Genomic DNA, 25,806 nt, shown 5'->3' on the forward strand with positions numbered 1-25,806 from the left:
AGTTTTTGCGTGCGGATCGGCTGGGTTCATGGATAAAAAAAGCCCGATGCATGGCATCGGGCCCGGGGTGCGGCGGCGCTGCGCGCGAGCGCGCGGGAAACTCAGGCCGCGTACTTGGCGATGAACTTGCGCACTTGCGGATAGACCTGCTCGCGCCAGCGGCGGCCGCTGAAGATGCCGTAATGGCCGGCGCCGAGGACGGTCAGGTGCTCGCGGTCGGCTTCGGCCACGCCGGTGCACAGGGTATGCGCGGCGCGGGTCTGGCCCTGGCCGGAAATATCGTCGAGCTCGCCTTCGATGGTCAGCAGCGCGGTGTTGTTGATCGCGCCCGGATTCACCCGTTCGCCGGCGACGTCCCACAGGCCGCGCGGCAGCAGGTGCTCCTGGAACACCACGCGAATGGTGTCGAGGTAGTATTCGGCCGGCATGTCGAGCACGGCGTTGTATTCGTCGTAGAAACGCCGATGCGAGTCGGCGTCTTCGAGGTCGCCCTTGACCAGGTCCTGGTAGAAATCCCAGTGCGACTGGAAATGCCGTTCCGGGTTCATCGCGACGAAACCGCCGTGCTGCAGGAAGCCCGGATAGACGCGACGGCCGCGGCCGGGGAAGTTGGCCGGCACCTGATGGATCAGGTTGCCTTCGAACCACCACAGCGGCTTGTGCACGGCGAGGTCGTTGACCTGGGTCGGGCTTTCGCGGGTATCGATCGGGCCGCCCATCATCACCAGCGAACGCGGCGTGGCTTCGCCGCGCGCGGCCATCAGCGACACCGCGGCGAGCACCGGCACGGTCGGCTGGCAGACGCTGATCACGTGCAGGGTGTCGGCGCCGATCAGGCGGATGAAGTCCTGGATGTAGGCGACGTAGTCGTCGAGGGTGAAGGCGCCGTCCTCGGCCGGCACCATGCGCGCGTCGACCCAGTCGGTGATGTAGACCTTGTGGTCGCGCAGCAGCGTCTTGACCGTGTCGCGCAGCAGGGTGCTGTGGTGGCCCGACAAGGGCGCGACCACCAGCACCGGCGGATCGTCCTTGAGCTCGGCGATGTTGTCGGCGTCGTCCGCATAACGCTTGAAGCGCAGCAGCCGGCAGAACGGCTTGCGCTGCATCTCGCGCTCGATCACCGGATAGGCGTTGCCGTCGATCTGGACCGAGTGGATGCCGAACTCGGGCTTTTCGTAATCCTTGCCGACTCGGTACAACAGTTCGTAACCGGCGGCCAGGCGCGAGGCGCCGGGTACGGCCGAGAGCCAGCTGCCGGGCGCGGCGAACATCTTCGCGCCGGCTTCGGCCCAGTAGGTCATCGGCGCCATCCAGGCACGGCCGAGTTCATGCATCTGATAAAGCAGCATCGGATGGGACTCTCTGTGGCGTTACGGCGGTGGCGGTGCCGCCCGGGCCGGTGAGTTCGGCCGGGCGGTTTGCTGCGGCGCAGCATAGCGGATCGGGACGGCGGTCGCGTGAATGGCCCATGCGCCTGCGACCGGCGTTCCGGGACGTGCCGGCACCCAGTAACGGCGCCGCTCCTCCCCGGGGCCGAACGGCTTAGCCGGTGGTTTCCAAAGCCGCGCTGTCGCCGCGCAGCGCCGGGGCCAGCCACAAGTGCGAGCCCAGGCCGGCGAAGCCCTGGGCGGCGAAGCGTTCTCGATAGAACCTGGCGGGGCGGCGTTTGAAGCCGTCGGTGTCGCCCTCGATGCCGTCCTCGCGGCTGAAGGTTTCCAGGAAGGCGACGCCGCCGCACAGTTCGGCCACGCCGGACAGGCCGCGGTCGAGTTCGCGGGTATCCAGGTAGTGCAGCACGTCGCTGCAGATCAGCAGGTCGACCGGCGCGCAGGGGCGCAGGAACTCGAAGTCGCCGAAGCGCGCCAGGTGCAGGTTGCGGCTGCGGCCGTAGCGGGCGACCGCGTACTCGCTGCTGTCGAAGCCCAGATAACTCGCGCGCGGCCGCAGCTTGAGCAGCGGCGCCCGCCACGGTCCTTCGCCGCAGCCGATGTCGAGCACGCTGCGCAGCGGGCGTTCTAGGTGGTACTCGGCGGTGGCCACGGCCAATGCGACCTTGCGCGCCAGGCGGGCGCTGCCGCCGATGGCCTGGTCCTTGAGAGCCGGGTCGCGGTACCAGCGCTGGAAGTAATCGCGGTCGTACTGTTTGCTCATGGGTTCATCGGCGTGGCGTGGAGCGTGGCATCCTATCGCGCCGGGCCGGCGAACCGGCGCGTTGCGCGTGCCCTTCGCTCGAGCACCGCTTCATCGGTCCCGCCCGCCGACAACGCCAGCCGACTCCAGGACGCCCGCGCATGAATGCCTATCTGTGGACCAAGACCTTCCATCTCGTGTTCGTGATCGCCTGGATGGGCTCGGTGTTCTACCTGCCGCGGATCCTGGTCAACCTGGCCGAAGCCGGCGACGAGCCGGCGGTGCGCGCGCGCCTGGTACTGATGGGCCGGCGCCTGTACCGCTTCGGCCACATCATGTTCGGCATCGCCGCGATCCTCGGCGGCGTGCTCTGGTTCGTGTTCCACATGAGCGGCGGCTGGCTGCACGCCAAGCTGGCCTTGGTCGCGGCGATGCTGGCCTTCTACATCGTCGCCGGCCGCTGGCTCAAGGGCGTCGACCAGGGCCGCCCGCTGCCGTCCTCGCGCGGCCTGCGCATCTTCAACGAAATCCCGGTGTTCGCCCTGGTCGCGATCGTGTGGCTGGTGTTGGCTAAGCCGTTCTGATTCGGGGTTCGGGGTTCGGGAATCGGGAGTCGAGGTTCGGGACTCGGGACTCGTAAAAGCGGGCCGGCGCGGACGACCGAGTAACGAAAAACGGCGACCCTTCCAGGTCGCCGTTTTCTTACTGCCCGCCCGTGCTGTTCCCCCCTTTGAAAAAGGGGAGCAGGGGGATTTGCTCTAAGCGAAACCCCTCAACGGCTCTTGAAATCGTCCGGCTTCGGCAGCGTCAGCGGGATGGCGTTCGCGTCGCAGTCGCCCTTCGCGCACAGTGCGGCGCGCAGTTTCGGCATGCTCTGCAGCATGAAGTGATAGATCGCGTTCTGCTCGACGCTGCCGCGTACCGCGTCGCTGCCGGGGCCGCGCGCCCAGATGCCGACGTCGTCGCCGCCGTGGGTCTCGGCATTGGTCGGCACCAGCGCTTCCTGCATGTAGTCCGGATGCTCGGTGTCGACCCGGCTCAGGTCCGGGCGCCCCTTCTCGGCCGCCTGGGTGCCGCTGACGGTGTGGGGGTAACGGTGCGGGCCTTCCGGCTGCTGCGCGCTGGCGCCGACGTAACCCGGGCCGTTGCTGTAGCTCAGGGTGGTGTAGGGCATGCCGAGCGAGTCGCGGGCGTAGTCGCCCGGGTCGCCTTCTTCGCCGCTGCTGCCGCGCACCTTGCCGAGCATCGGGTTGCCGCGCACCGGGTAGCCGACGAAGCTCAGGGTGTGCGAGTGATCGGCGGTGACCAGGATCAGGGTGGCGTCGGCCGAGGTCGCCCGGGTCGCCGCTTCGACCGCTTCGCTCAGGGCGATCGTGTCGGTCAGCGCGCGGTAAGCGTTGCCGAGGTGGTGGGCGTGGTCGATGCGCCCGCCCTCGACCAGCAGCACGTAGCCGTTGTCGCCCTTGATGCGCTTGAGGCGTTCGATCGCCGCGGTGGTCATCTCGGCCAACGAGGGTTCGCCGGCGCCGTCCTGCGGGCGGTCGTGCGAGAACTGCATGTGATCGGGCTCGAACAGGCCGAACAGCGGCTGGTCCTTCGGCGCGGCGGCGAACTGTTTGGCGTTCCAGACATAGGCGCCGCCGGGGTGGCGCTGCTTCCAGGTCGCGACCAGGTCGCGGCCGTCGAGGCGCTGGCCGACCTTGTCGTCGTACTCGGGGTCGCGCTGTTCGACGGTCATGAAGTTGCCGCGGCCGCCGCCGAGCAGCACGTCCGGGCCGGTGCCGTAAGGCGATTCGATCATCTGCCGGGCGATGTCGATGCAGCCCTGGGCCTTGGCCTTCTCCGGCAGGTCCATGTCGTTTTCCCAGTTGCGGTCGGCCGAATGGCTGAAGGTCGCGCCGGGGGTGGCATGGGTGACTCGGGTGGTGGTGACCACGCCGGTCGCCAGACCGCTGCTCGCGGCCAGTTCCCACAGGGTCAGCACCGGCGCGGCCAGAGCGCCGGCGCAATCGCCGCGCGCGGCCTGTTGGCCGATGCTGAGCACGCCGGCGCGGGTCTTCACCCCGGTCGCCATCGCGCTCATGGTGCCGGCCGAGTCGGGCGTCTGCGAGTCGGTGTTGTAGGTCTTGCTGAGCGCGGTGGCGGGGAAGCGCTCCCAGCTCAGGCGGTTCTCTTCGCCCGGCGCGCCCTTGAGCTGGCCGGCGAGAATGCGCGCGGCCGCGACCGTGGTCAGGCTCATGCCGTCGCCGACGAACAGGATGACGTTCTTGGCTTTGCCGCCGATGGCGCCGCGCTGGGCGGCCTGGGCGGCGCCGTCGCGATACCACCAGGCCGGCGTCTCGCCCTGCGGGTGCTGGATCGCGGGGACGTCGATGGCGACGGCGTGCGCCGTGGGCGCATCGCCGCGGGTCGGCGCCGTGGCGGCGCAGGCGCCGAGCAAAGCGGGAACGAGAAGGACGGAAGCGGAACGCAGCTTGGACATGGACGGCCGGCTTGGGTGACTAGCCGGCGATTATGCCCCGGGTCTATGACGGCGCGGCGCTGGCGCCCGGGCGCCGTTTTGCGGGATCGGGCGGGAGCGCGGGGAGCAGGAGTGAGTGGGTAGGAGCGAGGAGTGAGGAGCGAGCAAGAACCGGACCACGCCGTCGCCTTCGCTCGCTCCTCACTCCTACCCACCCACTTCTAGCTCCTACCCACTCGCTTCTGCTTCAAATGGCCTGTCCCAGCCGCAGGTCCGAGCGGTGCTCAAGGAAATTCACCACCAGCCCCAGCCCGATCACGAACGCGGCGACCACCAGGATCTGGTTGAGCCCGACTTGGCGCAGCACCACGCCGCCGATCAGCGAACCCAGGGCGATGCCGATGTTGTAGCCCGACACGGTCAGGCTCGAGGCGATCTCGGCCGAGCCCGGAATCAGCCGGCGCGACACTTCGATGCCGTAGTGGCCCAGCGACGGCGTCGCGCTCATCGCGAACAGGCCGAGCACCAGGATCCCGGCGTAGGCCGCCGAGGGCAGGCCGATCAGGAAATAAATCGCCAGGAACAAGGCCGCGATCAGCGCGTAGTTGAAGCCGATCGTGCGCGACACCCCGAAGCGCGCCGCGGCGATGCCGCCGACATGGTTGCCCAGCACCACGCCGATGCCGAACAGCAACAGCAGCAGGTTGGCGGTGTCCTGGCTGTAGCCGAGCGAATCGATGATGAGCTTGGGCAGGTAGGTGTAGGCGATGAAATAGCCGCCGAACAGCAGCACGATCTTCATCAGCGCCGACAACACCCGCGGGTTGGAGATGACCGTGACGAAACCGACCGGATGGGCGTCGATTTCGCGGCGGCCCGCGCTCGCCGGAATCCAGCGCCACATCGCCGCCGCGGCGACGAAATAGCTGGCGCCGAGCAGCCAGAAGGTCGCCTGCCAATGGTAGTGATCGCTGACGAATCCCATGATCGGAATGCTCAGCACGATCGCGATGGTCAGGCCCGACACCACCTGGGACATGCCCTCGATGGTCGAGCGCGGGCTGAGTTTGCCGGCCAGCGGCATCGCCAACGAAAAAAACAGGCCGTGGTTGGCGCCGAGCAACAGCCGCGCGAGCAGCAGCAGGCCGAAGTGCTCGCTGGCCGAGGCCAGCACGGTCAGCACGCCGGCCAGCGCCATCGACACCGCCAGGGTCAGGCGGGCGTCGTAGCGCTGCAGCAGGCGGGTCAGCACAGGCGCGCCGATGGTCACGCCGATGGCGTAGATCGCCACCAGCCAGCCGAGCTCGTCGCTGCTGCGGTGCAATTGATGGCTCAGCGACGGAATCAGCCCGACCGTGCCGAATTCGGCCGAACCGAGCGCGAAGGCGCCGAGGAGGAGAGAAAACAGGGCTTTGTTCATCGGCCGGGAATCAGGAAACGGGAAACGGGAATCGGGAATCGGGAATCGGGAATCGGGAATGGCAAGAACGGCGGCGATGAAGGCGGGGCGAAAATACGGGTCGCCGCGGAAACGCTCTGCCACGCGTGTTATTCTATTGTTCCGATATTTGGAACTATGGAAACCATAGCAGCAGGCCTTCGCTTGTTGCAAGCTGTCGCCATGAGACCCTTGCATCACCCCGCCGTCGACGACATCGAGATGACCAGCGTGCTGTATGCGCTGGCCGACCCGGTGCGCCTGGGCATCGTTCGCTCGCTGAGCCGCGACCATCCGGTGTCCTGCGTCGGCGCCTGCCTCGACGAAGAGCTGCCGCGCGCGACTCTGTCGCGGCACTTCGACGTGTTGCGTTCGGCCGGCCTGGTCAACACGGTCAAATCCGGAACGCAGTATCTCAACACCCTGCGCTGCGACGATCTCGAACGGCGCTTCCCGGGCCTGTTGCGGGCGATCCTGGCCGGCGCCGGCGGCGCCCAGCCGGGCAAGAAAACCCCGGCCAAGGCGCCGGCGCGCCGCCGCCGCGCCGAGGCCGCGCGGACGCCGCCAGCGAAGGCACGCGCATGAAAGCGCGGACTGCGTCGCGGTGTTTTGCCGAAGCGGTCGCGCTTCATGAAATTTCGTTGCCGGCTTATGCGCTAGGGTTTGCCGGCGGCGTGTCGAACCTGTTTATGGTGTGCCGCTCGCTCCGCGCCGGGCCGCTCCGGCCGGAGTCTTCCGACGAATCTTCTGGATAGTCCGTCATGACCGCCTTGCTCTCCGCGTGGTTCCGCATTCCGTTCTGGCAGCGCGTGGTCGGCGGCTTCGTGCTCGGCGCGCTCGCCGGCTGGGCGTTCGGCCCGGCCGCCGAAACCTGGTTCGGCCCGCTCGGCGATCTCTACGTCACCCTGATCAAGATGATCGCGGTGCCGCTGGTGTTCTTCGCGGTGATCAACGCGGTGGCCTCGCTGCACGGGCAGAAATCGATCGCCGCGCTGGGCGGACGCACCTTCCTGTGGTTCGCGGTCACCGCGGTCCTCGCCGTCGGCATCGGCCTGGCGGTCGGCACCGTGCTGCAGCCCGGCAGCGGCGTGATGGGGCTGGCGATCGACAGCGGCTACAAGCCGCGCGACGTGCCCAGCGTGACCAAGGTGCTGCTCGACGTGGTGCCGAGCAATCCGTTCTATGCCCTGACCGGCATCGGCGCGACCAAGAACGCCGCCGGCGAGACCGTGCTCGCGGCCGGCAAGGGCTCGATCCTGCCGGTGATCTTCTTCGCCGGCCTGCTCGGCTTCGCCATGGTCAAGCTCGGCGAAAAAGTCGCCGGGGTGCGCAAGCTGGTCGGCGAAACCAGCGACCTGATGATCCAGGTGACCCGCTTCGTGCTCGAAGTCACCCCCATCGGCACCTTCGGCCTGATCGCCGCCCTGGTCGGCGCCTACGGCTTCGAGAAGCTGCTGCCGCTCGGCAATTTCGTGCTCGCCCTGTACCTGGCCTGCGCCCTGCACATCGTCGTGGTCTACAGCGGCCTGCTGCTCGCGCACGGGCTGAACCCGCTGAAGTTCTTCCGCGGCGCCGCGCCCGGCATGCAGGTGGCGTTCGTCAGCTCGTCGAGCTTCGCCGCGATGCCGGTGGCGATGCGTTCGATCACCCACAACCTGGGCGTCAATAAAGACTATGCGGCGTTCGCCTCGCCGCTCGGCGCCAGCATCAAGATGGACGGCTGCGGCGCGATCTATCCGGCGCTGTGCGCGGTGTTCATCGCCCAGTACACCGGCACGCCGCTGACCGCCGACCAATATTTCATCGTCATGATCGCCTCGGTGCTCGGCAGCTTCGGCACCGCCGGCGTGCCCGGCACGGCGGTGATCATGGCCACCGTGGTGCTCAGCGCGGCCGGCCTGCCGCTGGAGACCATCGGTTACCTGTATGCGATCGACCGCGTGCTCGACATGATGCGGACCATGACCAACGTGACCGGGCAGATGCTGGTGCCGGTGCTGGTAGCCAAGGAGACCGGCCTGCTCGACAAGGCGGTCTACGACGCGGCGCCGACCAATGTCGGGATCGAGGAAGAAAGCAAAGTCTGAGCGAGGACGAAGGCCATGCAGGGGCGTCGATACGAGCGAGTAGCCGGAACGGGGCCTTCCCCGCGTTGCGCGAGCGGCCTGCGGTGGGCCTTGCTGTTGTTGGCGTCCAGCCTGTTGAGCGCGTGCGCGACGCGTCCTGACCCGCCCAGGGTCGAGGCCGAGGACACCGCGCGCAGCGGCCAGGTCGGGGTGCGTTCGATCGACAAGCTGATGCCGGCCAGCGAGCGCATGCAACTGGCCGCCAACGAAACCTTCCAGATGCCGTTGGCCGAACACGGCAATCCCAGCCCGCTGTATCCGCCGGTATTGCTGGCCCAGCGCTTGCCGCCGCAGACGATCTGCCTGCGCGTGGCGATCGGCGAGGACGGCAAGGTCATGGACAGCCAACCGATCGACGATGCCGCCAGCGGTTGCCCGCGCCCGGCCCAGACCGATCCGCGCTTCGTCGAGGCCGCGCGCAACGCGGTGGCGCAGTGGCGTTTCGATCCGGCGTTCCGCTGCGTCTATCCTGGCGCCCGCCCGGTCGACGAGCAGGGCTGCGTCAGCGGCCGCGAAGAAGCGGTCGCGGTGAGCCTGGCTTTCAGCTTCGTGTTCGAGCAGCAGGACGGCAAGGGCTCGGTGCGGGTCGGCGGCTGAGGCGGCGCAAGTTCGGCATGATCCGGCACGATCGGCACGATCGGCACGATCGGCACGATCCGGCGCATTCCGGTGCAATTGGACGGATCGGAGATACTGGCGCCTTCGCCTTCGTGACGCAGAGTCTTGTCCGATCGCGCGCGGCCCACAGGGATCCGAGGATGTCGTTGGAAATCGTCTCGCGCCCGATGACCGCGCGCGAGCAGCAAGTCCTGGCCGGGTTCGGCCGGCGCGTGCCTGGCCCGGGTTGGGCATCGCGCCTTCGCTCGCCCGGAACGATCGTCGTGCTCGTCGCCGCCGCCTTCCTGGCGCTCGTCGGCTCATGGCGAGGGCCGGCTTGGTGGCAGCGGGCGCTGGACGCCGGTTCCGGCTGGCGCTCGCAGGCGTGGTCGCTCGGTCTGGCGGTGCTGGCCTGCATCGCGGTTCGCCAATCCTGGCGCAAACGCAAGGCCGCGCTCGGCAACCGCGAACGCCTGTTCGGTGCGTACTGGGCCGACCTGGCCTCGGGGACGGTCGACGAGGAGCATTACGAGTTCGAGGACGCGCGCTGCCTGCTCGAACCCGAAGGCGGCGGCCGGATCCATCTGTTGAAGATCGACGCCGCGCGTTGCCTGGTGGTGTTCGATGGAGAACCGGACGCCTGGCGCGACGACGCCTCGAGCGGCGCGATGCGGCCGGCGCGTAGCGCGGTGCTGCGCCGCGCGCCGCGTTCGGGCCTGATGTTGTCGATCGAGTTCGCCGGCCCGGCCTTCGACACAGCGCCGACCGCTGCGCCCGGCCGCGAGCTGCCGCCGTGGAGCTTGAGCGGCCGCGTCTGGCAGACGCCCTGGGACGGGTTGACGCGTCGGATCGGCGGGGCCTGAGCGTCTGCGTTCCTATCGATCCGGTTTAAATCCGTCCCGTTTAAATCCGTCCCGCTCTAAATCCGTTCCGCCCTAAATCCGTCCCGCTCTAAATCCGCCCCGCCCTAAATCCGCGAGTACTTCCACGACTGCATGCGTCCGTCGCGGTACGGCATCACGCCATGGAACGGACGCGGGTCGGCGTCGAACACCAGCGGCAGGAATTCGCGGTCGCCTTCCCACATCGGCAATTCGTGCAGGCGCTCGATCGGCACCCAGTCCAGCGCGCCTTCGGGATTGCTCGCGTACGGTGTGCCCTCGAAGGCGGTGATGGTGAACACGAAGCCCAGCCAGTCCTCGCCGTGCTTGCCGAAGCCGGGCCAGCTGATGGTGCCGCGCAGGCTCATCGCGGTGCAGACGATGCCGGCTTCCTCGAAGATCTCGCGGCGCATGCCGGCGACCACGTCCTCGTCGGCTTCGAGCTTGCCGCCCAGGCCGTTGTACTTGCCCAACTGGTGGTCGTCGGGGCGCGCGTTGCGGTGGACCATCAGGACTTGGCGGCCATCGGGCGAAATCACGTAGCCCAGGGTGGCCACGATAGGCGTGTACGGCATCGGCGGGGGTTCTGCACAACAGGAGCGGGGCCGCACAGTGTCGGCGATCCGCCCCGCAACGACCAGCGCCGCCGATCCCCCTACGTGACTTTCGACCCGTATCGGCGAGGCCGTCCCGGGTTAGGGTGCCGGAGCCTCCGGCACGTCGCAGCCCGCAACGGTCCGCGACGGCCGACGGACTCATTCGACAGGACAGGGAGAATCCCATGCGCAAGCGCCACCTCTGCGTGCTGCTGGCCGGTCTGACCACGATCACGACCGCCGCGTTCGCCACTGCGCGCGCGGCCGAGAGCGATCGCTGGCAGCTGCCGGTCGCAGTCAAGAAACTCGACAACGGACTGACCGTGGTCGTCTCGCAGGACCACAGCTCGCCGACCGTCGGCGTCAGCGTGGTCTACCACGTCGGCATGCGGCTGGAGCCGAAGAACCGCACCGGTTTCGCTCACCTGTTCGAGCACCTGATGTTCCAGGGCACGCCGGTCGCGCCCAAGGGCGTGTTCGACCAGGTCATCAGCGGCGGCGGCGGGCGCAACAACGGCTCCACCCGCGCCGACTTCACCAACTACATCGAAGTCGCGCCGGTCTCGGCCCTCGACCGCATCCTGTGGCTCGAAGCCGACCGCATGAAGACCCTCGACTTCAATCCGACCACGCTCAAGAACCAGCAGGACGTGGTCAAGGAAGAGATCCGGGTCAACGTGAAGAACCAGCCCTACGGCGGTTTCATGTGGATCGACATCGGCCAGCACGCGTTCCAGAAGTGGGAGAACAATCACGACGGCTACGGCAGCTTCCAGGATCTGGAAAACGCCAGCCTCGAGGACGTGCGCTCGTTCCACCGCGACTACTACGGCCCCAACAACGCGGTGCTCGGCATCGCCGGCGACATCACCCCGGACGAGGCCTTCAAGCTGGCCGACAAGTATTTCGGCGCGATCCCGGGGCGTCCGACCCCGCCGCCGCCGGACTTCGCCGAAGGCCTCAACACGAAGGAAAAGCGCATCGAACAGACCGATGCGCTGGCGCAGGTGCCGGCGATCGCCGCGGCCTGGAAGATGCCTGTCCGCGGCAGCCGCGACCACGCGCCGATGGCGGTGCTCGGCAGCCTGCTCGCCGGCGACGAGGCCTCGCGCCTTTACCAGGGCCTGGTCAAGCAGCGCCAGATCGCGCTCAACATCGACGCGCTGTACGGCCTGACCGACCCCTGGACCTACAACGGCCCGACCCTGTTCACCCTGTTCGCACTGTACAAGCCCGACACCAATGCCGATGCGGTGCTCGCCGCGATCGACGAGGAAGTGGCGAAGATCGCCCGCGACGGCGTCGATGCGGCCACCCTGAAGCGAGTCAAGACCCACATGCTCGCCGACTGGTACAACGGCCTGGAAAGCTTCATCGAACGCGCCGACACGGTCGCGCGCATGCAGACCCTGTGGGGCGACGCGAACGTGGTCAACAAGATCCCCGGCTGGATCGAAGGGGTGACCTCGGCCGACCTGCAGCGCGTCGCCAAGACTTATCTGACCCGCGCGAACCGCACCGTCATCGACCGCAAGCCGGTCGCGATGGCGGGCCCGGCCGCGAAGCCCGCCGCGGCCGCGCCGTCGGCGACGAACTGAGGAGGAGACGACATGAGAATCCGCAATAATCGGCTCGTACTGTCGATCTCGTTGGCCCTGGTCTGCACGGTCGGCGCCGCCGTCGCCGGCCCCGCCGCCAAGCTGCCCAAGCAACTGCCGCCGCTGGCCGCCGACAAGGCGCTGCCGGTGCCTCAAATCGCCCAGAAGACCCTCGCCAACGGCCTGCAGGTCTGGGTGGTGCCGCGCCAGGGCCTGCCGCGCGTCGACTACGCACTCGCCGTGCGCAGCGCGGGCTATGCCAGCGACGGCCCCGACGCTTCGGGCTTTGCTTCGCTGTATGCCGGGCTGCTGACCCAGGGCACGGCCAAGCGCGACGCCAAGGCGATCGCCGAAGCCGCGCAAGGCTACGGCGGCGCGATCGGCGCCAGCGCGCTCAACGACGGCGTGCTGCTCAGCGCCAACGCCTTGCCTTCGCAGGCCGAGCCGATGATCCGGTTGCTGTCGGAAGTGGCCCAGCAGGCGACCTTCCCCGATGCCGAGGTCAAGCTCGCCCAGGCCAATGCGTTGCAGGGGCTGAAGGTGTCGCAGGCGCAGCCGAGCTTCAAGGCCACCCGCGCCTTGCTGAAGGCGACCTACGGCGATCATCCCTATGCGCGCAGCCAGCCGACCGAGGCCTCGCTGAATGCGGTCACCGCCGAGAAGGTGCGCGCCGAACACGTCCGCCGGTTCCGCCCGGACCGCGCCTTGTTGATCGTCACCGGCCGGATCGGCGCGGAGCAGGGCTTCAAGCTCGCCGAAGCCGCCTTCGGCCAGTGGAAGGCCAGCGGCGAGGCGATCGCCGACACCGCGCCGGCGCGCACCAGCGCCGCGCCGCAGCGCATCTTCGTGCAGCGCGACGGCAGCGTGCAGTCGGCGGTGCGCCTGGGGCGTCCGGCGATCGCCGCGACCGATGCCGACTACCTGCCCGCGCAGTTGGCCGGCATCGTGCTCGGCGGCGGCTTCAGCAGCCGTCTGATGCAGAACCTGCGCGAGGACAAGGGCTATACCTACGGTGCGCGCGGCGGCCTCAACGCCCTGCGCGACGGCGGCAGCATCCAGGCCTCGGCTGATGTCCGCAACGAAGTGACCGGCAAGGCGATCGGCGAATTCATCTACGAATTCGGCCGCCTCAACGACTACCCGGTGCCGGCGCAGGAGCTCGAAGACACCAAGCGCTACGTCGCCGGCGGCTATCTGATCGGCAACCAACTGCAGAGCTCGGTCGCGGCCTCGCTGGCGAGCAACTGGCTGTACGGCCTGCCGCCGGAATTCCTCGGCGAGTACGTGCCGAAGATCCGCGCGATCAGCGCCGAGCAAGTCCAGGCCATGGCGAAGAAGTACTACGCCTCCAAGGACCAGTCGATCGTGGTGGTCGGCGACTACAAGGCGGTCGAAGGGCAGCTCAAGGAATACGGCGAGTTCACCTTGGAGAAGTAGGCCCGGACGCGTATCGCGCATAACAAGCCCCGGCCGTCGATGGCCGGGGCTTGCTTGGTTTTGGCAGATGACCGTTCGGAAGCGACGCCAGCGACGGCTAGCTTTCGCCGAACCACTTCAACACCACGCCGACCGCGAGCCCGGCAAAGACCAGCCCGACCACGCCGTACAGCAATGCGGTGAGGAACAGACCGTAGCCGCCGGGAAACGCGCCGACGACGGCGCCGGTGAGCAGCGAATACGCACCGTACAGAGGAATGAAGATCAGCCGCGCCAGCCACGCTCCGCGATCGCGGCGCTGGTCGCGCTCGACCGGGCTGCCGGTCGCAGCCCAGCGCACCGCCATGCGCGCCAGCACGACCGGCGCGAACAGCAACGCCACCGCTTCCAGGGCCTTGTAGCCGAGCACCAGGCCGACCGCGAGCATGCCGCCGCCGATCAGCATGGCGGTGCCGTCGCCGGGCGCACCGTAGCGGGCGAGGCCGGCGCCGATCAGGAAGGCGACGACGAAGACGCCGAAACCGTAGAACACTTGTTTCATGCTGGGCCTGTCCTGCTGGGTGTGGGCCAAGGGCGCCGGCGATGCTCCGGCAGGGGATAGCGACACAACGGCGATCGTCGCCGTCGTCGCGCGTAACGCAGTCCGTCCCTCCCCGGAGCGGATGCGCGGAGCATCGCCTTGCCGGCGCCGGGTTTCAAGCTCCCGCCGCCGCCGCGCCTCGCGCATAATCGGCGCCTCGCCACGGAGCCCCTCATGCCCCCCGCCAACCCCGCCGTTTCGCCGGTGCGCCTGCTCGCCTTCGCTGGCAGCCTGCGCTCGGGCTCCTACAACCGCCGTCTGATCCCGGTGCTGGCCGAAGGCGCGCGCGCCGCCGGCGCCGAGGTCACCCTGATCGAGCTGCGCGACTACCCCCTGCCGATCTACGACGGCGACATCGAGGCCGAGGCCATGCCGGAACAGGCGCGGCGCCTGCAGGCCTTGCTGGCCGAGCACGACGGCCTGCTGATCAGCACGCCCGAGTACAACGGCTCGATGCCGGCCCTGCTCAAGAACACCCTCGACTGGATCTCGCGGCCGCTCGCCGACGGCCGTTCCGGCACCGTCCTGTTCGCCGACAAGGTCGCCGGCATCGTCTCGGCCTCGCCGGGCCCGCTCGGCGGGCTGCGTTCGCTGCTGGTGCTGCGCGACGCCCTGGCCAAGCTGGGCCTGATCGTGGTGCCGCAGCAGGTCGCGGTGGGCCAGGCCGCCGACAAACTCGCCGATTTCGGCCAGTTGAACGACGAGCGCCAGCGCGACGCGGTGCATCGCGTCGGCGCCGCGGTGGTGCGGCATCTCAAGGCCTACCAGGGAGCTCCGGCATGAAAGGCGAGCAACGCGAGTTGAACCTGCGCTTCCTGGCCCAGCCGACCGACGTCAACTACGGCGGCAAAGTCCACGGCGGCATGGTCATGAAATGGATCGACCAGGCCGGCTACGCCGCCGCGGTGGGCTGGAGCGGCAAGTACAGCGTGACCGTCGCGGTCGGCGGCATCCGCTTCGTCGCCCCGATCCGGATCAGCGACCTGGTCACCGTGCACACCAAGCTGATCCACACCGGCACCAGCAGCATGCATTTCGCGGTCGACGTGAAAGCCCGCGACCCGGGCCTGGACGACGGCGAGCCCGAAGAACGCCTGTGCACTCACTGCGTGATCGTATTCGTCGCGATGGACCAGGTCGAAGGCAAACCGACCCCGGTCCCGTCGTGGACGCCGGTGACCGAGGACGACAAGCGCCTGGCCGAATACGCGCTCAAGGTGATGGAGTTGAGCAAGGGCATCGAGGCGACGGTGGAGCGGTACGTGCACGAGGGGTGAGGTTCGCCCGCTGCGGTCGGGTCCGGGCTTGTGCAGGAGCTCTGGGCTTGTGCAGGAGCGGCGTGAGTCGCGACCAAGGGACGCGCAGAATCTCCATCGCCGTCGTTGCCGTCGTTGCCGATCGAAGCCGCAAACTGTCGCAGGGCAGGAGCGGCGCAAGCCGCGACCGAGCAAACACGATTACGCGCGCCGGCGGCCGCAGATTCGCGGTCGCGGCTTGCGCCGCTCCTCCCCAAGAGCAGCCCCTAAACAGCAGCCGTTGCCGTTGCCGTTGCTGTGTGTCGCCGAGCACTCGCGAAGGCCATAGAAGACCCGGAGGGCGGCGCGCAGGGATGCGCGCCGTTTTTCATCGGGACAGGGAGGTCCCGTATGTAGAGCCCCGCGGATGCACCGATCGTGCGGGCTGGTGATTCAAAACAAAGCAACTTCTTTGGTTAGCTTTCTTTTGTTGCTTCAGACAAAAGAAAGTAACCCGCCGCTTTAGTGGCGGAAGCTTTGGGTTTGATCTTGATCTTTGATCTTGATGCAAATGTTGATTGAAAGCAGCGCCGCGAGACCATCGCAACGATGTCGCGGCTTGCGCCGCTCCTACCCCTTGAACCGTCGTAGCTGCAGGATTGCTGTTGCTGTTGCTGTGCGCAGCTTCGCACTAGCGAAGGCCATAGAAGACCCGGAGGGCGGCCCGCAGGGACGCGGGCCGTTTTTCATCGGGACAGGGATGTCCCGTATGAAAAATCCCCGCGGATGCATCGATCGTGCGGGCTGGTGATTCAAAACAAAGCATTTTTCTTTGGTTAGCTTTCTTTTGTTGCTTTAGACAAAAGAAAGTAACCCGCCGCTTTAGTGGCGGAAGCTTTGGGTTTGATCTTGATGCAAATCTTGATTGAAAGCAGCGCCGCGAGACCATCGCAACGATGTCGCGGCTTGCGCCGCTCCTACCCTGCGAGATCACGCCGCTTTGACGACTAGCGACGGCTTTGTTGTCTATGCGCGTCCCGCGGTCGCGACTCACGTCGCTCCTACAGGAAAGGATTCGCCGCACTCCATCCCCGTAAACGCAACAGGCCGCCCGAAGGCGGCCTGTCCGATATCGATCGGGAAGCGAGAACTCAGATGCCGTCGACGCGACGGGCTTCCATGAACTTGCCGCTCCAGTAACCGGTGTCCAGGCTGGACACGGTCACGTCCTTGCCGGTGCGCGGGGCGTGCACGAAGCGGCCCTCGCCGAGGTAGATGCCGACGTGGTCGACGCGGCCGCGGCGGCCGAAGAACACCAGGTCGCCTTCGGTCATCGCGTCGCGGTCGATCACCGCGCCGGTTTTGGCCATCTCGCGCGAGACGCGCGGCAGTTCGATGCCCAGGGCGTTGCGGAACACGTAGCCGACCAGGCCGCTGCAGTCGAAGCCCTGGTCCGGGGAGCTGCCGCCCCAGCGGTAGGGGGTGCCCAGCAGCCCCAGGGCGCGCTGCAGCATGCTCTTGATGCGGCTCTGCTCGGCGGCCGGAATATCGGCCTTGCCGAGGTTCACGTTCGGGCCCAACAGGCGGTTGAGGTCGGTCGCCAGCAGCAGGGCACGATCGGACAGAGTCATGGCCTCCGGGAGCATGTTGCTGGCGGTCGGCTCCGGCGCGTCGGCCGAGTCGTTGCGCAGCGAGGTGCCGCCCGGGAGGGAACTGCCGAGGCTCGAACCCAGCGCGGAAGACTGCTGGGCGAAGGCGGGCAGGGCGCAGACCGCAAGTGCGGCGGTCAGCAGGATTTGTTGGCTGGCCCGGACGACCGAAGTCGTGCGGGGGGTGGCGCAAGGTGCTTGGGGGGTGGCAGCCAGGCGGCCGTGGCGAGTCAATTGGGTCGTCACGTATTAATCACGAAGTCGTCACCGATGGGGGATGATGCCCGTCAAGTGCGAGACATAGGTTCAAATTTCGTTAGCAGGTCGTTAACAAGGCTGTGATTTAATTCACATTTTTCATCGGCGCTATGTCAGATAGCGCATTCATGAAAGTCTCGCTACTTCCTGAGAACCCGTTTCGCGCCGCTGTAGTGGTCGACCCAGTAGGGGCCGTCGAGGTGGTCCAGGCGGACCGTGCCGCCGCTGCTGGGGGCATGCACGAAGCGCCCCTCGCCGACATAAATGCCGACATGGGAGACGTTGCCGCGGCTGCCGAAGAACACCAGATCGCCGGCGGCCAGCCGCATCGGCTCGATCTTCGGGCCCTGGTAGGCGGCCAGGTCGCGCGAGGTCCGCGGCAGGCTCAGCGACAGCATGTCGCGATAGACGTAGTTGACCAGGCCGCTGCAATCGAAGCCGCTGTCGGGGGTGTTGCCGCCGTAGCGGTAAGGGGTGCCGACCAGGCTGATCGCGCGCATCAGCACCGCATTGGCGGCACCGGGGTTGTCGGGCTCGGTCCGCGGCCATTCCCGCACCGGTTTGGCCGGGGGCGGTCGGCGCACGACTTCGCGACCGCCGCCGCAGGCCGCCAGCAGGCCGCACAGGACCGCGGCCACGGCGAGCGCCGGCCACGGCTTGCGCGCCCGCGCTGGCGCGGGAGCGGTGTTGCCGGGATAATGCGCGGCCTTCGTCACGGCCGATAGCTTGGCGGCTAAGCGCCGGGACGACAAGACAGTCCACGTGTCGTTTTGTGGCGGCCCGCTCAAAGACGGGCCGCCGTTTCCTTTCCTGATCGCCCGATGGCGGTCTCCAGTCGGGTCCTGCAATGAAAATCGAGAAAGATCGCGTCGTCCGTTTCCACTACACCGTGTCCGAGCAGGGCAGCGAGCCGCTCGAGACCTCGGAAGGCCGCGACGCGCTGGCGATCCTGATCGGCCACAACAACATCATCCCGGGCCTGGAAAAGGCGATGGACGGCCGCGAAGCCGGCGACAAGTTCGAAGTCGACGTGGTCGCCGCCGAAGCCTACGGCGCCCACCAGGAAGGCCTGACCCAGCGCGTGCCGAAGAAGTACTTCAAGGACGCCAAGCTGTTCCCGGGCATGCAGGCGGTGCTGCCGACCAGCTTCGGTCCGCGCGCGGTGACGATCCTCAAGGTCGGCATGAGCGTGGTCGACGTCGACCTGAACCACCCGATGGCCGGCAAGGACCTGCACTTCGCCATCGAGATCGTCGAAGTGCGCGAAGCCAGCAAGGAAGAGATCGAGCACGGCCACGTGCACGGCGACGGCGGCCACGCGCACTAAGCCACAGGCCCCTTCGACCGGAAACGGCCCGCCTGCGCGGGCCGTTTCTGTTTGCGAGGCCGGCGAGGCCGTCGCGACCCCCAGGCGGTCGTAGAATCGACGCAGCGGCCATAAGCGGCCGCGGCAGCGCCATGCCACCCCCGACGACAGCGAGATCATGAGCGCAACCGCCGCCTCCGGCCTGGCCCCCATCCCCGCCCACGAACGCCTGCTCGCACTCGATGCGCTGCGCGGCCTGGCTTTGCTCGGGATCTTCCTCAGCAACGCCGAGCTGTTCACCCGGCCGCTGGCGGAGGTTTCCGACGGCATCGATGCGCAGTTGCGCGGGCTCGATCGGGCCGCCTCGGCCTTCGTCTACGTGTTGATCCGCAGCAAGTTCTGGACGTTGTTCTCGCTGCTGTTCGGCATGAGCTTCGCGGTCATGTTCGAGCGTGCGCGCCAGGCCGGGCGCGACTTCCGCCCGCTGTACCTGCGCCGCAGCGTCGGCTTGCTGGTCATCGGCCTGGTCCATGCGGTACTGATCTGGGCCGGCGACATCCTGGTCACCTATGCGCTGGCCGCGTTCGCGCTGTACGCGATGCGATCGCTGTCGCCGGGCGCCCTGTGGCGGGTCGGCCTGAGCCTGTACCTGAGCGTGCTGGGCTTCTACCTGATGATCGCGGCACTGCTGATGGTGCCCGGCGTGGCGCAAGCGACCGATGCCGACAGCGCCGCCGATCGCGCCGAGCGCGCCGCCGAAATCGCCGCCTACGCGCATGGCGACTATGCGCAGGCGACAGCGCACCGGCTGAGTTTCCTGGTCGAAGACGCGGGAGCGGGTTGGCTCGGCATGGTGCCGATGGTGCTGGGCTTGTTCCTGATCGGCGCCTGGTTCGTGCGCAGCGGCGCGCTCGCCGACCCGGCCGCGCATCGCCGCCGGCTGCGGTCGATGGTCGTCTATGGCGTGCCGGCCGGCGCGGCCGTCACCGGTTTGAGCCTGCTGATCGACAGCTCGCCCGCACTGACGCCGGTCAGCGCCGCGGCGGTCGCCGCGAGCACCCTGCACATGCTCGGCGCCCTGCCGCTGGCCCTGGCCCTGATCGCCTGGATCGTACTGGTCGTGCACGGCGGCGCACGCTGGCCGTTGCGCTTCGCTCCGGCCGGCCGCATGGCCTTGAGCAACTACCTCGCCCAATCCCTGACCGGCACCCTGATCTTCTACGGCTACGGCCTCGGCCTGTGGGGCCGGGTGTCGCCCGCGCCCCTGATCGCCGCGGCGGTCGCGGTATTCGCCCTGCAGATGATGCTCAGCGCCGCCTGGCTGCGGCGCCACCGCTTCGGCCCGGTCGAATGGTTGTGGCGCGCGTTTACCTATTGGCGATGGCCGCCGATGCGGGTTCGGGGGACGTAACTAACGTCTGCGAGGCTGCGCTGCGAAGAAACGGTTGGCGCACGTAGACCACGCTGTCGCACAAGCGATATCCATGGTCGGAACAGGGCCGAAACTATCTGCCGTGGCCCGTGGCCCGTGGCCCGTGGCCCGTGGCCGTGCTTTGGCTTTGGCTGTGCGTCGCCGCGCACTAGCGAAGGCCAAAGAAGACCCGGAGGGCGGCGCGCAGGGACGCGCGCCGTTTTTCATCGGGACAGGGATGTCCCGTATGAAAAATCACTGCGTCGGCATCGATCATGCGGGCCCTTGATTCAAAACAAAGCACTTTTCTTTGGTTAGCTTTCTTTTGTTGCTTTAGACAAAAGAAAGTAACCCGCCGCTTTAGTGGCGGAAGCTTTGGGTTTGGTCTTGATGGTGATCTTGATCTATTAGATGAGAGAGGCGCCGCAAAACCGTCACAGCGATGTCGCGGCTTGCGCCGCTCCTACCCTGGCGAAAGTCTGTCGCTTCGACGAATGGCGGGGCCTTGGTATCTCTGCCCGTCCGCGGTCGCGACTCACGTCGCTCCTACAGGGGAGAGACGCCGGCTAAGCGGGACCGAAGCATGGCGGTCGCGGCTTGCGCCGCTCCTACCCTGGCGAAAGTCTGTCGCTTCGACGAATGGCGGGGTCTTGGTATCTCTGCCCGTCCGCGGTCGCGACTCACGTCGCTCCTACAGGGGAGAGACGCCGGCTAAGCGAGACCGAAGCATGGCGGTCGCGGCTTGCGCCGCTCCTACCCTGGCGAAAGCACGCCGCTTCGACGAAGGACGACGGCCCTGTCGTCACTGCGCGTTCAGCGGTCGCGGCTCACGCCGCTGCTTCAGCGGGAGCATTCGCCGCCAGAAGGATCGCCGCGCTAAGCATTCGCCGCCCAGAAAAACAGGCCGCCCGCAGACGGCCTGTCGATACGCCCATACCAATTCGAATATCAATTCGAATATCAATTCATTAAAAACCGCGGGCTCAGTTCACCGACACCGCGCTCCAGGCGCGGGCGACGGCTTTGTATTCGTTCGAGGTGCTGCCGTACAGGTCGGTCGCGGCCTGCAGGGTAGCGGTGCGGGCCTGCGGGTAGGTGGTGCTGGAGACGAAGTAACGGGTCAGGGCGCGGTACCAGATTGCGCCGGCCTTGGCGCGGCCGATGCCGGCGATGGCGGTGTCGCCGTTGCAGACCAGTTGCGAGGGGGTGTAGTTGAAGCCGGCCGGCTTCACCGCGCCTTCGGCGAGCAGGTAGAAGAAGCGGTTGCCCACGCCCGAGCTCAGGTGCGGGTCGTACTTGCCGTTCTGGCCGGTCTGCGAGGCGGTGAAGCCGCCGACCGGGTAGCACGAGAACGAGCGGCCGTCGGCGTCCTGTTTGAACATCAGGCGCAGGGCCTTGGTGTCGCCGGGGTTGTTGATGAAAACCTCTTCGCCCAACAGATAGTCGCCCGGGTCGTTGGCGTTGCCGACGCTGAATTCGACCAGGGTGCCGAAGATGTCGGAGGTGGCTTCGTTGAGGCCGCCGCTGTCCTTGATGTTGTAGTAGCCCAGGCGCGCGGTTGCGCCGGTCACGCCATGGGCCATTTCATGGCCGGCCACGTCGAGCGCGACCAGCGGGCGATAGGTCACGCCGTCGCCGTCGCCGTAGACCATCGCGCTGCCGGTCCAGTAAGCGTTGACCAGGTTGGTCGGGCCGTAGTGGACATAGCTCTTCACGCCTTGGCCGTTATTGAAGATGCCGGCGCGGCCGTGCACGTTCTTGAAGTAGTCGAAGGTGGCGGCGACGCCGTAGTGGGCGTCGGCCGCGGCCGAGGCGCGGTCGGAGGTGGTGTTGTTGCCCCAGATGTTGTCGCTGTCGTTGAAGGCGAGCGCGGTCGAGGTGTCGGTGCGGTTGCGCGCGTCGAGGGTCTGGCCGTTGCCGCGGGTCGGGTCGGTCAGGGTGTAGCCGCCGCTGACCGAGTTGCTGACCAGGCTGACGTTGCCGAGGGTCAGAGTCTTGCCGGTGCCGGTGGCGGCGGCCGAATGGACGCGGTCGTCTTCCTGCAGCAGCTTGCCGGTGGCGGCATCGAGGTAATAGCTGATCAGGCCCGGCGCCGGGTCGTTGCGGCGTTCGCCGGTGACGTCGACCTGGTAGGCGAGGGTGGGCTCGGTGCCGCGGGCGAAGATCACCAGCGCGGCCGGCGTCATCGCCGTGACCGTGCCGTCGAATGCGGCGCCGGCTTCGATCTTGGCCTGCTCGGCGCTGATCCTGGGCTCGATCGCCGGGCGGCCGAAGCTGCGCATGTTGTCGCCCTGGCTGATCGAGGTCAGTTCGCCGTTACGCGAGTGCACGACCAGATCGCCGCCGACCACGGGCAGGCCGCGATAGGTGCGCTCCATGCGCACGTGCTCGGTGCCGTCGCGATCGATCATGACGTCGCGGGCGACGAAGCCGTCGGCCTCGACGCGATGCACTTCATCGGCGGCGACGGTTTCCAGCAGGCCGCGCGCGCGCTGCGCCGCCGGCGAGGCCGCGGCCTGCTCGGGCGAGGTCGAGGCGGCGACGAGGTCGCTGCCCGGCCGCGCGCCGACCGCGAACTGGCTCGGCGCCTGCGCCGCATGCGCCGTGGCGGCGCGGGTGAGGGCAGCGGCAGCCGTGGTCGTGGCGGTGGAGACAGGCGCGTTGGCAGGCGCGGCGGCGAGCGTGGTCGAGCCCGAGCCCGACACGGACGCGGCCGCCAGCACGGCGATGGCGCCGACGATGGCGGTGCTCAGTACAGCGGTCTTCAGTTGCATGGTGGATCCCCTAAAAAGTATCGGTCGTGTTTGTGAGGTGCCGTGCTTGTTTTTTGCAGCCTCCGGCGGCGCTCGCCGTCGGAGGCGACGGCGGCGTTGGGCTTGGAGGGGCGGCCCTGTCGGATGTGCAGCGGTGGCGTCTGCGTGAGTCGGACGGTGGGCCTGCAGTGACGTTAGGCTGCCGGCCCACTGCGCTTGAACGAAAAATCGGTGCGAGCGGTCACGTAACGGCGCGCCGCATTTCGCGCTCGGTCACAGAACCGGTGCGGTAAGCGAAAACGCAACTTAAGCGCCAGAGGATTTGCGCTTCTATGCGCGGCGACGGCAGCGCGTCGGCGCGCTCTTGCGTGCACCGCCATGTCGACAGGCGCCCGGGCAAAGCGGTCGGCGACGCGGCCGGCATCGATGGATCGCTGCGTTCCGTCCGGCGTGCGGCTGCCTCGTTTCGACCCGGACCGAGGCGCCGCCCGCCCCAAGCCGCAAACCCGGCGGCGCTCGCCGCGGCCCAGTCTTAGTACTATGCGGAACGTGCCGAGCGGTTCCCGGCGGCACCCGGGGCCGCGGCGGCAGCGCTGCGGCCCGGCCACGCGACAACGAACCGGACTGGCTGACAGGGCAAATGCGCGAAGCACAGGTGGGTGGGGTGGAACAGCGAACGGCCGCCGCGGGCGGCGAAGACGTGATCGTGATCGGCGCGGGCGTGATCGGCCTGACCTGCGCACTGGCCTTGCTCGAAAGCGGGCGCTCGGTGCGGGTCATCGACGCCGGCCGCATCGGCGGCGGCAGCTCGCACGGCAATTGCGGCACCATCACCCCGAGCCATGCCACGCCGCTGGCGGCGCCGGGCGTGATCGCCCAGGCCTTGCGTTGGATGCTGACCCCGGACGCGCCCCTGTACGTGCATCCCAAGCTCGACCCGCAGTTGTGGAGCTGGTTGCTGCGCTTCGCCACGCGTTGCAACGACCGCGATTGGCGAGCGAGCGCGCAGGCCAAGTCGGCCCTGCTCAACGATTCGCGCGAACGCCTGGAAGACTGGGTCGGGCGCTACGGCCTGGTCTGCGAATTCGATACCGCCGGCGTCGATTACGTGTTCCGCGACGCCAGGGCTTTCGCCGGCGGCCAACTCGAACTCGACCTGCTGCGCGAATTCGGCATCGGCGTGAGCCTGCTCGACGGCGCCGCCTACGAAGCTCAGGACCCGGCGTTCAAGCCCGGCGTCGCCGGTGCGATCCGCTTCGACCACGACGCAGTGCTGCGCCCCGACCGTTATGTCGCCGAACTCGCGCGCACCGTGGCCGAGCACGGCGGCCGTTTCACCGAGCAATGCGCGCTGCGCGACCTGCGCCGCGACGGCGACGGCATCGAGCTCGATACCGCCCTGGGCCGGCTGCGCGCGCGCGAGGTGGTGGTCGCGGTCGGCGCGTGGACGCCGAAACTGTCCGATGCGATCGGCCTGCCGTCGCTGCAGCGCGCGATGCAGCCCGGCAAGGGCTATTCGATCACCTACGACCGGCCGCCGCTGATGCCGCGCCGGCCGGTGGTGCTGCGCGAACGCAAGGTCTGCGTGACCATGTGGGACAGCGGTTTCCGCCTCGGCAGCACGATGGAATTCTCGGGCTACGACGAGAGCCTCAACCCGCGCCGGCTGGCCGCGCTGGAGCGCGGCGCCGCCGAGTACCTGCACCACCCGGTCGGCCCGGTCGAACGCGAACGCTGGTACGGCTGGCGGCCGATGAGCGTCGACGACGTGCCGCTGATCGGCCGCGTGCCCGGCTGCGAAGGGCTGTGGCTGGCGACCGGCCACGGCATGATGGGCGTGAGCATGAGCGCCGGCACCGGCCAGCTCGTCGCCGACCTGATCGCCGGGCGCGAGACCGCGATCGATCCGCATCCCTACCGACCGGAGCGCTTCGCATGAGCCCCAATCCCGAAGCCGCCCATGGCCATGACGACGGCAGCACCCAGTTCGACCTGATCGTGGTCGGCGGCGGTTCCGGCGGTCTCGCCGGCGCCTTCCGCGCCGCCGAGCACGGCGCGCGGGTGGCCTTGCTCGAGCCCTCGCTGCTCGGCGGCACCTGCGTCAACGTCGGCTGCGTGCCGAAGAAGGCGATGTGGTTGGCCGCCGACATCGCCGGCAAGCTGCGGATGGCGCAGTCGCTGGGTTTCTCGATCGAGGCCGACCCGAAACAGCCGTGCGCGCTCGACTGGCCGACCTTCATCGTCCACCGCCAGCGCTACATCGCCAACATCCACGACAGCTACCGGCGCCGTCTCGACGCCTCCGGCATCGCGGTGCTGCCGATGCGCGCGCAACTGCTCGACGCCACCACGGTCGAATGCGAGAACGGCGCGCGCCTGAGCGCGCCGCGGATCCTGATCGCGACCGGCGGCCACGCGGTCAAGCCGCAGATCCCGGGCGCCGAACTCGGCGCGACGTCCGACGATTTCTTCCAGTGGTGCGCCGCGCCCGGGCGGGTCGCGATCATCGGCGCGGGTTACATCGCGGTCGAGATCGCCGGCGTACTGCAGGCGCTCGGCAGCCAGGTCGAGGTGTTCGTGCGCGGCCAGCGCCTGCTCGAAGCATTCGACGCCGAACTGACCGCGCAACTGGCCGAGGATTACCGCCAGAACGGCGTGCGCCTGCATTTCGGCCACGCGGTCGCGGCGCTCGAAGCCGACGGCCAGCGCGTGCGCCTGCGCGGCGCCGACGGCTCGCTCAGCGAGCCCTTCGACCAGGTGCTGTTCGCCACCGGGCGCCGGCCCAGCACCCAGGGCCTGGGGCTGGAGCGTGCCGGCGTGGCGCTGGACGCGCGCGGCCATGTCCTGGTCGACGAGCTGCATGCGACCAACGTCGCCGGTATTCATGCGGTCGGCGACGTCACCCCCGACGCCCAGCTGACGCCGGTGGCGATCGCCGCCGCGCGCCGGCTCATGGACCGCGTCTACGGCGGCCGCGAAGGCCGGCTCGACCAGAACGACATCCCGACCGTGGTGTTCGCGCATCCGCCGATCGGCCGGGTCGGCCTGACCGAGGAAGAGGCGCGGGCGCAACATGGTGACAACCTGCACATCTATCGCGCCGGGTTTCGGCCGATGCTGTACGCCCTGGCCGAGTCGCCGCAGCGCAGCCTGTTCAAGCTGGTCTGCGTCGGCCGGGAACGCCGCGTGGTCGGCATCCATCTGCTCGGCGAGGCCGCCGACGAGATGCTGCAAGGCTTCGCGGTCGCGCTCAAGCGCGGCATCACCCTCGACGACCTGCGCGACACGGTCGCCATCCATCCGACCAGCGCCGAGGAAGTGGTGCTGATGCGCTAGCGTCCGGCGACGAC

At 68.2% G+C, this 25,806-nt stretch carries 22 protein-coding genes; 13 read left to right on the forward strand and 9 right to left on the reverse strand.

Features of this window, described 5'->3' with window-relative positions:
* Nucleotides 1-101: 101 nt before the first annotated feature.
* The gene (locus AC6CH2_RS11930) at nucleotides 102-1,346 is read right to left on the reverse strand and encodes a polyhydroxyalkanoate depolymerase (RefSeq protein ID WP_435394673.1); all 1,245 of its coding nucleotides are present in this window, start codon (nucleotides 1,344-1,346) and stop codon (nucleotides 102-104) included.
* A gap of 196 nt (nucleotides 1,347-1,542) precedes the next feature.
* Nucleotides 1,543-2,151 (reverse strand): class I SAM-dependent DNA methyltransferase, encoded by a 609-nt coding sequence (locus AC6CH2_RS11935; RefSeq protein WP_498269403.1) that lies wholly within the window; start codon nucleotides 2,149-2,151, stop codon nucleotides 1,543-1,545.
* 140 nt (nucleotides 2,152-2,291) lie between these two features.
* On the opposite strand from AC6CH2_RS11935, the gene AC6CH2_RS11940 reads away from it, so the two are divergent.
* Nucleotides 2,292-2,714, forward strand: a complete 423-nt coding sequence (locus AC6CH2_RS11940) for a CopD family protein (RefSeq protein ID WP_498269404.1) — start codon at nucleotides 2,292-2,294, stop codon at nucleotides 2,712-2,714.
* 188 nt (nucleotides 2,715-2,902) lie between these two features.
* On the opposite strand, the gene AC6CH2_RS11945 is transcribed toward AC6CH2_RS11940, so the two are convergent.
* Nucleotides 2,903-4,612, reverse strand: coding sequence for an alkaline phosphatase (locus AC6CH2_RS11945; RefSeq protein WP_498269405.1), 1,710 nt, complete (start codon nucleotides 4,610-4,612; stop codon nucleotides 2,903-2,905).
* A 226-nt stretch (nucleotides 4,613-4,838) separates the two neighbouring features.
* Entirely contained in the window at nucleotides 4,839-6,011 is a 1,173-nt protein-coding gene (locus tag AC6CH2_RS11950; RefSeq protein WP_498269406.1) for an MFS transporter, read from the reverse strand.
* A gap of 210 nt (nucleotides 6,012-6,221) precedes the next feature.
* Here AC6CH2_RS11950 and AC6CH2_RS11955 point away from each other — a divergent pair, with 210 nt between their 5' ends.
* The 4 genes from AC6CH2_RS11955 (at nucleotide 6,222) to AC6CH2_RS11970 (ending at nucleotide 9,615) form a co-directional block, all read left to right on the forward strand.
* The gene (locus tag AC6CH2_RS11955; protein ID WP_498269407.1) at nucleotides 6,222-6,614 is read left to right on the forward strand and encodes an ArsR/SmtB family transcription factor; all 393 of its coding nucleotides are present in this window, start codon (nucleotides 6,222-6,224) and stop codon (nucleotides 6,612-6,614) included.
* Between the two features lie 176 nt (nucleotides 6,615-6,790).
* Nucleotides 6,791-8,116, forward strand: a complete 1,326-nt coding sequence (locus AC6CH2_RS11960) for a dicarboxylate/amino acid:cation symporter (protein ID WP_498269408.1) — start codon at nucleotides 6,791-6,793, stop codon at nucleotides 8,114-8,116.
* A gap of 90 nt (nucleotides 8,117-8,206) precedes the next feature.
* Nucleotides 8,207-8,752, forward strand: coding sequence for an energy transducer TonB (locus AC6CH2_RS11965; protein ID WP_498269409.1), 546 nt, complete (start codon nucleotides 8,207-8,209; stop codon nucleotides 8,750-8,752).
* A 161-nt stretch (nucleotides 8,753-8,913) separates the two neighbouring features.
* Complete coding sequence (locus tag AC6CH2_RS11970; protein ID WP_498269410.1) at nucleotides 8,914-9,615, forward strand: hypothetical protein; 702 nt, start codon at nucleotides 8,914-8,916, stop codon at nucleotides 9,613-9,615.
* Between the two features lie 104 nt (nucleotides 9,616-9,719).
* Here the strand turns inward: AC6CH2_RS11970 and AC6CH2_RS11975 are convergent, their stop codons facing one another.
* Nucleotides 9,720-10,208 carry an NUDIX hydrolase gene (locus tag AC6CH2_RS11975; RefSeq protein ID WP_498269411.1) on the reverse strand — a complete coding sequence of 163 codons (489 nt, stop codon included), beginning with the start codon at nucleotides 10,206-10,208 and terminating at the stop codon, nucleotides 9,720-9,722.
* A gap of 206 nt (nucleotides 10,209-10,414) precedes the next feature.
* Here AC6CH2_RS11975 and AC6CH2_RS11980 point away from each other — a divergent pair, with 206 nt between their 5' ends.
* Both AC6CH2_RS11980 and AC6CH2_RS11985 read left to right on the forward strand, forming a co-directional pair.
* The gene (locus AC6CH2_RS11980) at nucleotides 10,415-11,827 is read left to right on the forward strand and encodes a M16 family metallopeptidase (RefSeq protein WP_498269412.1); all 1,413 of its coding nucleotides are present in this window, start codon (nucleotides 10,415-10,417) and stop codon (nucleotides 11,825-11,827) included.
* A gap of 12 nt (nucleotides 11,828-11,839) precedes the next feature.
* Nucleotides 11,840-13,264: a M16 family metallopeptidase gene (locus AC6CH2_RS11985; protein ID WP_498269413.1), complete on the forward strand. Its 1,425-nt coding sequence runs from the start codon at nucleotides 11,840-11,842 to the stop codon at nucleotides 13,262-13,264.
* A 97-nt stretch (nucleotides 13,265-13,361) separates the two neighbouring features.
* On the opposite strand, the gene AC6CH2_RS11990 is transcribed toward AC6CH2_RS11985, so the two are convergent.
* Nucleotides 13,362-13,805: a hypothetical protein gene (locus AC6CH2_RS11990; protein WP_498269414.1), complete on the reverse strand. Its 444-nt coding sequence runs from the start codon at nucleotides 13,803-13,805 to the stop codon at nucleotides 13,362-13,364.
* Nucleotides 13,806-14,018: 213 nt separating this feature from the next.
* Here AC6CH2_RS11990 and AC6CH2_RS11995 point away from each other — a divergent pair, with 213 nt between their 5' ends.
* Nucleotides 14,019-14,627: an NADPH-dependent FMN reductase gene (locus AC6CH2_RS11995; protein ID WP_498269415.1), complete on the forward strand. Its 609-nt coding sequence runs from the start codon at nucleotides 14,019-14,021 to the stop codon at nucleotides 14,625-14,627.
* Nucleotides 14,624-15,121 carry an acyl-CoA thioesterase gene (locus tag AC6CH2_RS12000; RefSeq protein ID WP_435396770.1) on the forward strand — a complete coding sequence of 166 codons (498 nt, stop codon included), beginning with the start codon at nucleotides 14,624-14,626 and terminating at the stop codon, nucleotides 15,119-15,121. The genes AC6CH2_RS11995 and AC6CH2_RS12000 overlap by 4 nt, the downstream gene beginning before the upstream one ends.
* Before the next feature lie 1,109 nt (nucleotides 15,122-16,230).
* Here the strand turns inward: AC6CH2_RS12000 and AC6CH2_RS12005 are convergent.
* Nucleotides 16,231-16,875: a C40 family peptidase gene (locus tag AC6CH2_RS12005; RefSeq protein WP_498269542.1), complete on the reverse strand. Its 645-nt coding sequence runs from the start codon at nucleotides 16,873-16,875 to the stop codon at nucleotides 16,231-16,233.
* 251 nt (nucleotides 16,876-17,126) lie between these two features.
* Nucleotides 17,127-17,702: a C40 family peptidase gene (locus tag AC6CH2_RS12010; RefSeq protein WP_498269416.1), complete on the reverse strand. Its 576-nt coding sequence runs from the start codon at nucleotides 17,700-17,702 to the stop codon at nucleotides 17,127-17,129.
* A gap of 131 nt (nucleotides 17,703-17,833) precedes the next feature.
* Here AC6CH2_RS12010 and AC6CH2_RS12015 point away from each other — a divergent pair, with 131 nt between their 5' ends.
* On the forward strand, nucleotides 17,834-18,313 hold the full coding sequence (locus AC6CH2_RS12015; protein WP_031374224.1) for an FKBP-type peptidyl-prolyl cis-trans isomerase: 480 nt from the start codon (nucleotides 17,834-17,836) through the stop codon (nucleotides 18,311-18,313).
* 157 nt (nucleotides 18,314-18,470) lie between these two features.
* Nucleotides 18,471-19,703 carry a DUF418 domain-containing protein gene (locus AC6CH2_RS12020; protein WP_498269417.1) on the forward strand — a complete coding sequence of 411 codons (1,233 nt, stop codon included), beginning with the start codon at nucleotides 18,471-18,473 and terminating at the stop codon, nucleotides 19,701-19,703.
* Between the two features lie 983 nt (nucleotides 19,704-20,686).
* Here the strand turns inward: AC6CH2_RS12020 and AC6CH2_RS12025 are convergent.
* Nucleotides 20,687-22,477 (reverse strand): M4 family metallopeptidase, encoded by a 1,791-nt coding sequence (locus tag AC6CH2_RS12025; protein WP_498269418.1) that lies wholly within the window; start codon nucleotides 22,475-22,477, stop codon nucleotides 20,687-20,689.
* Between the two features lie 643 nt (nucleotides 22,478-23,120).
* Here AC6CH2_RS12025 and AC6CH2_RS12030 point away from each other — a divergent pair.
* The gene (locus tag AC6CH2_RS12030; protein WP_498269419.1) at nucleotides 23,121-24,395 is read left to right on the forward strand and encodes an NAD(P)/FAD-dependent oxidoreductase; all 1,275 of its coding nucleotides are present in this window, start codon (nucleotides 23,121-23,123) and stop codon (nucleotides 24,393-24,395) included.
* Nucleotides 24,392-25,792, forward strand: coding sequence for a glutathione-disulfide reductase (gene gorA / locus AC6CH2_RS12035; protein WP_498269420.1), 1,401 nt, complete (start codon nucleotides 24,392-24,394; stop codon nucleotides 25,790-25,792). The genes AC6CH2_RS12030 and gorA overlap by 4 nt, the downstream gene beginning before the upstream one ends.
* The last annotated feature ends 14 nt before the right edge of the window (nucleotides 25,793-25,806 follow it).

The organism is Lysobacter sp. GQ73, assembly GCF_059758755.1.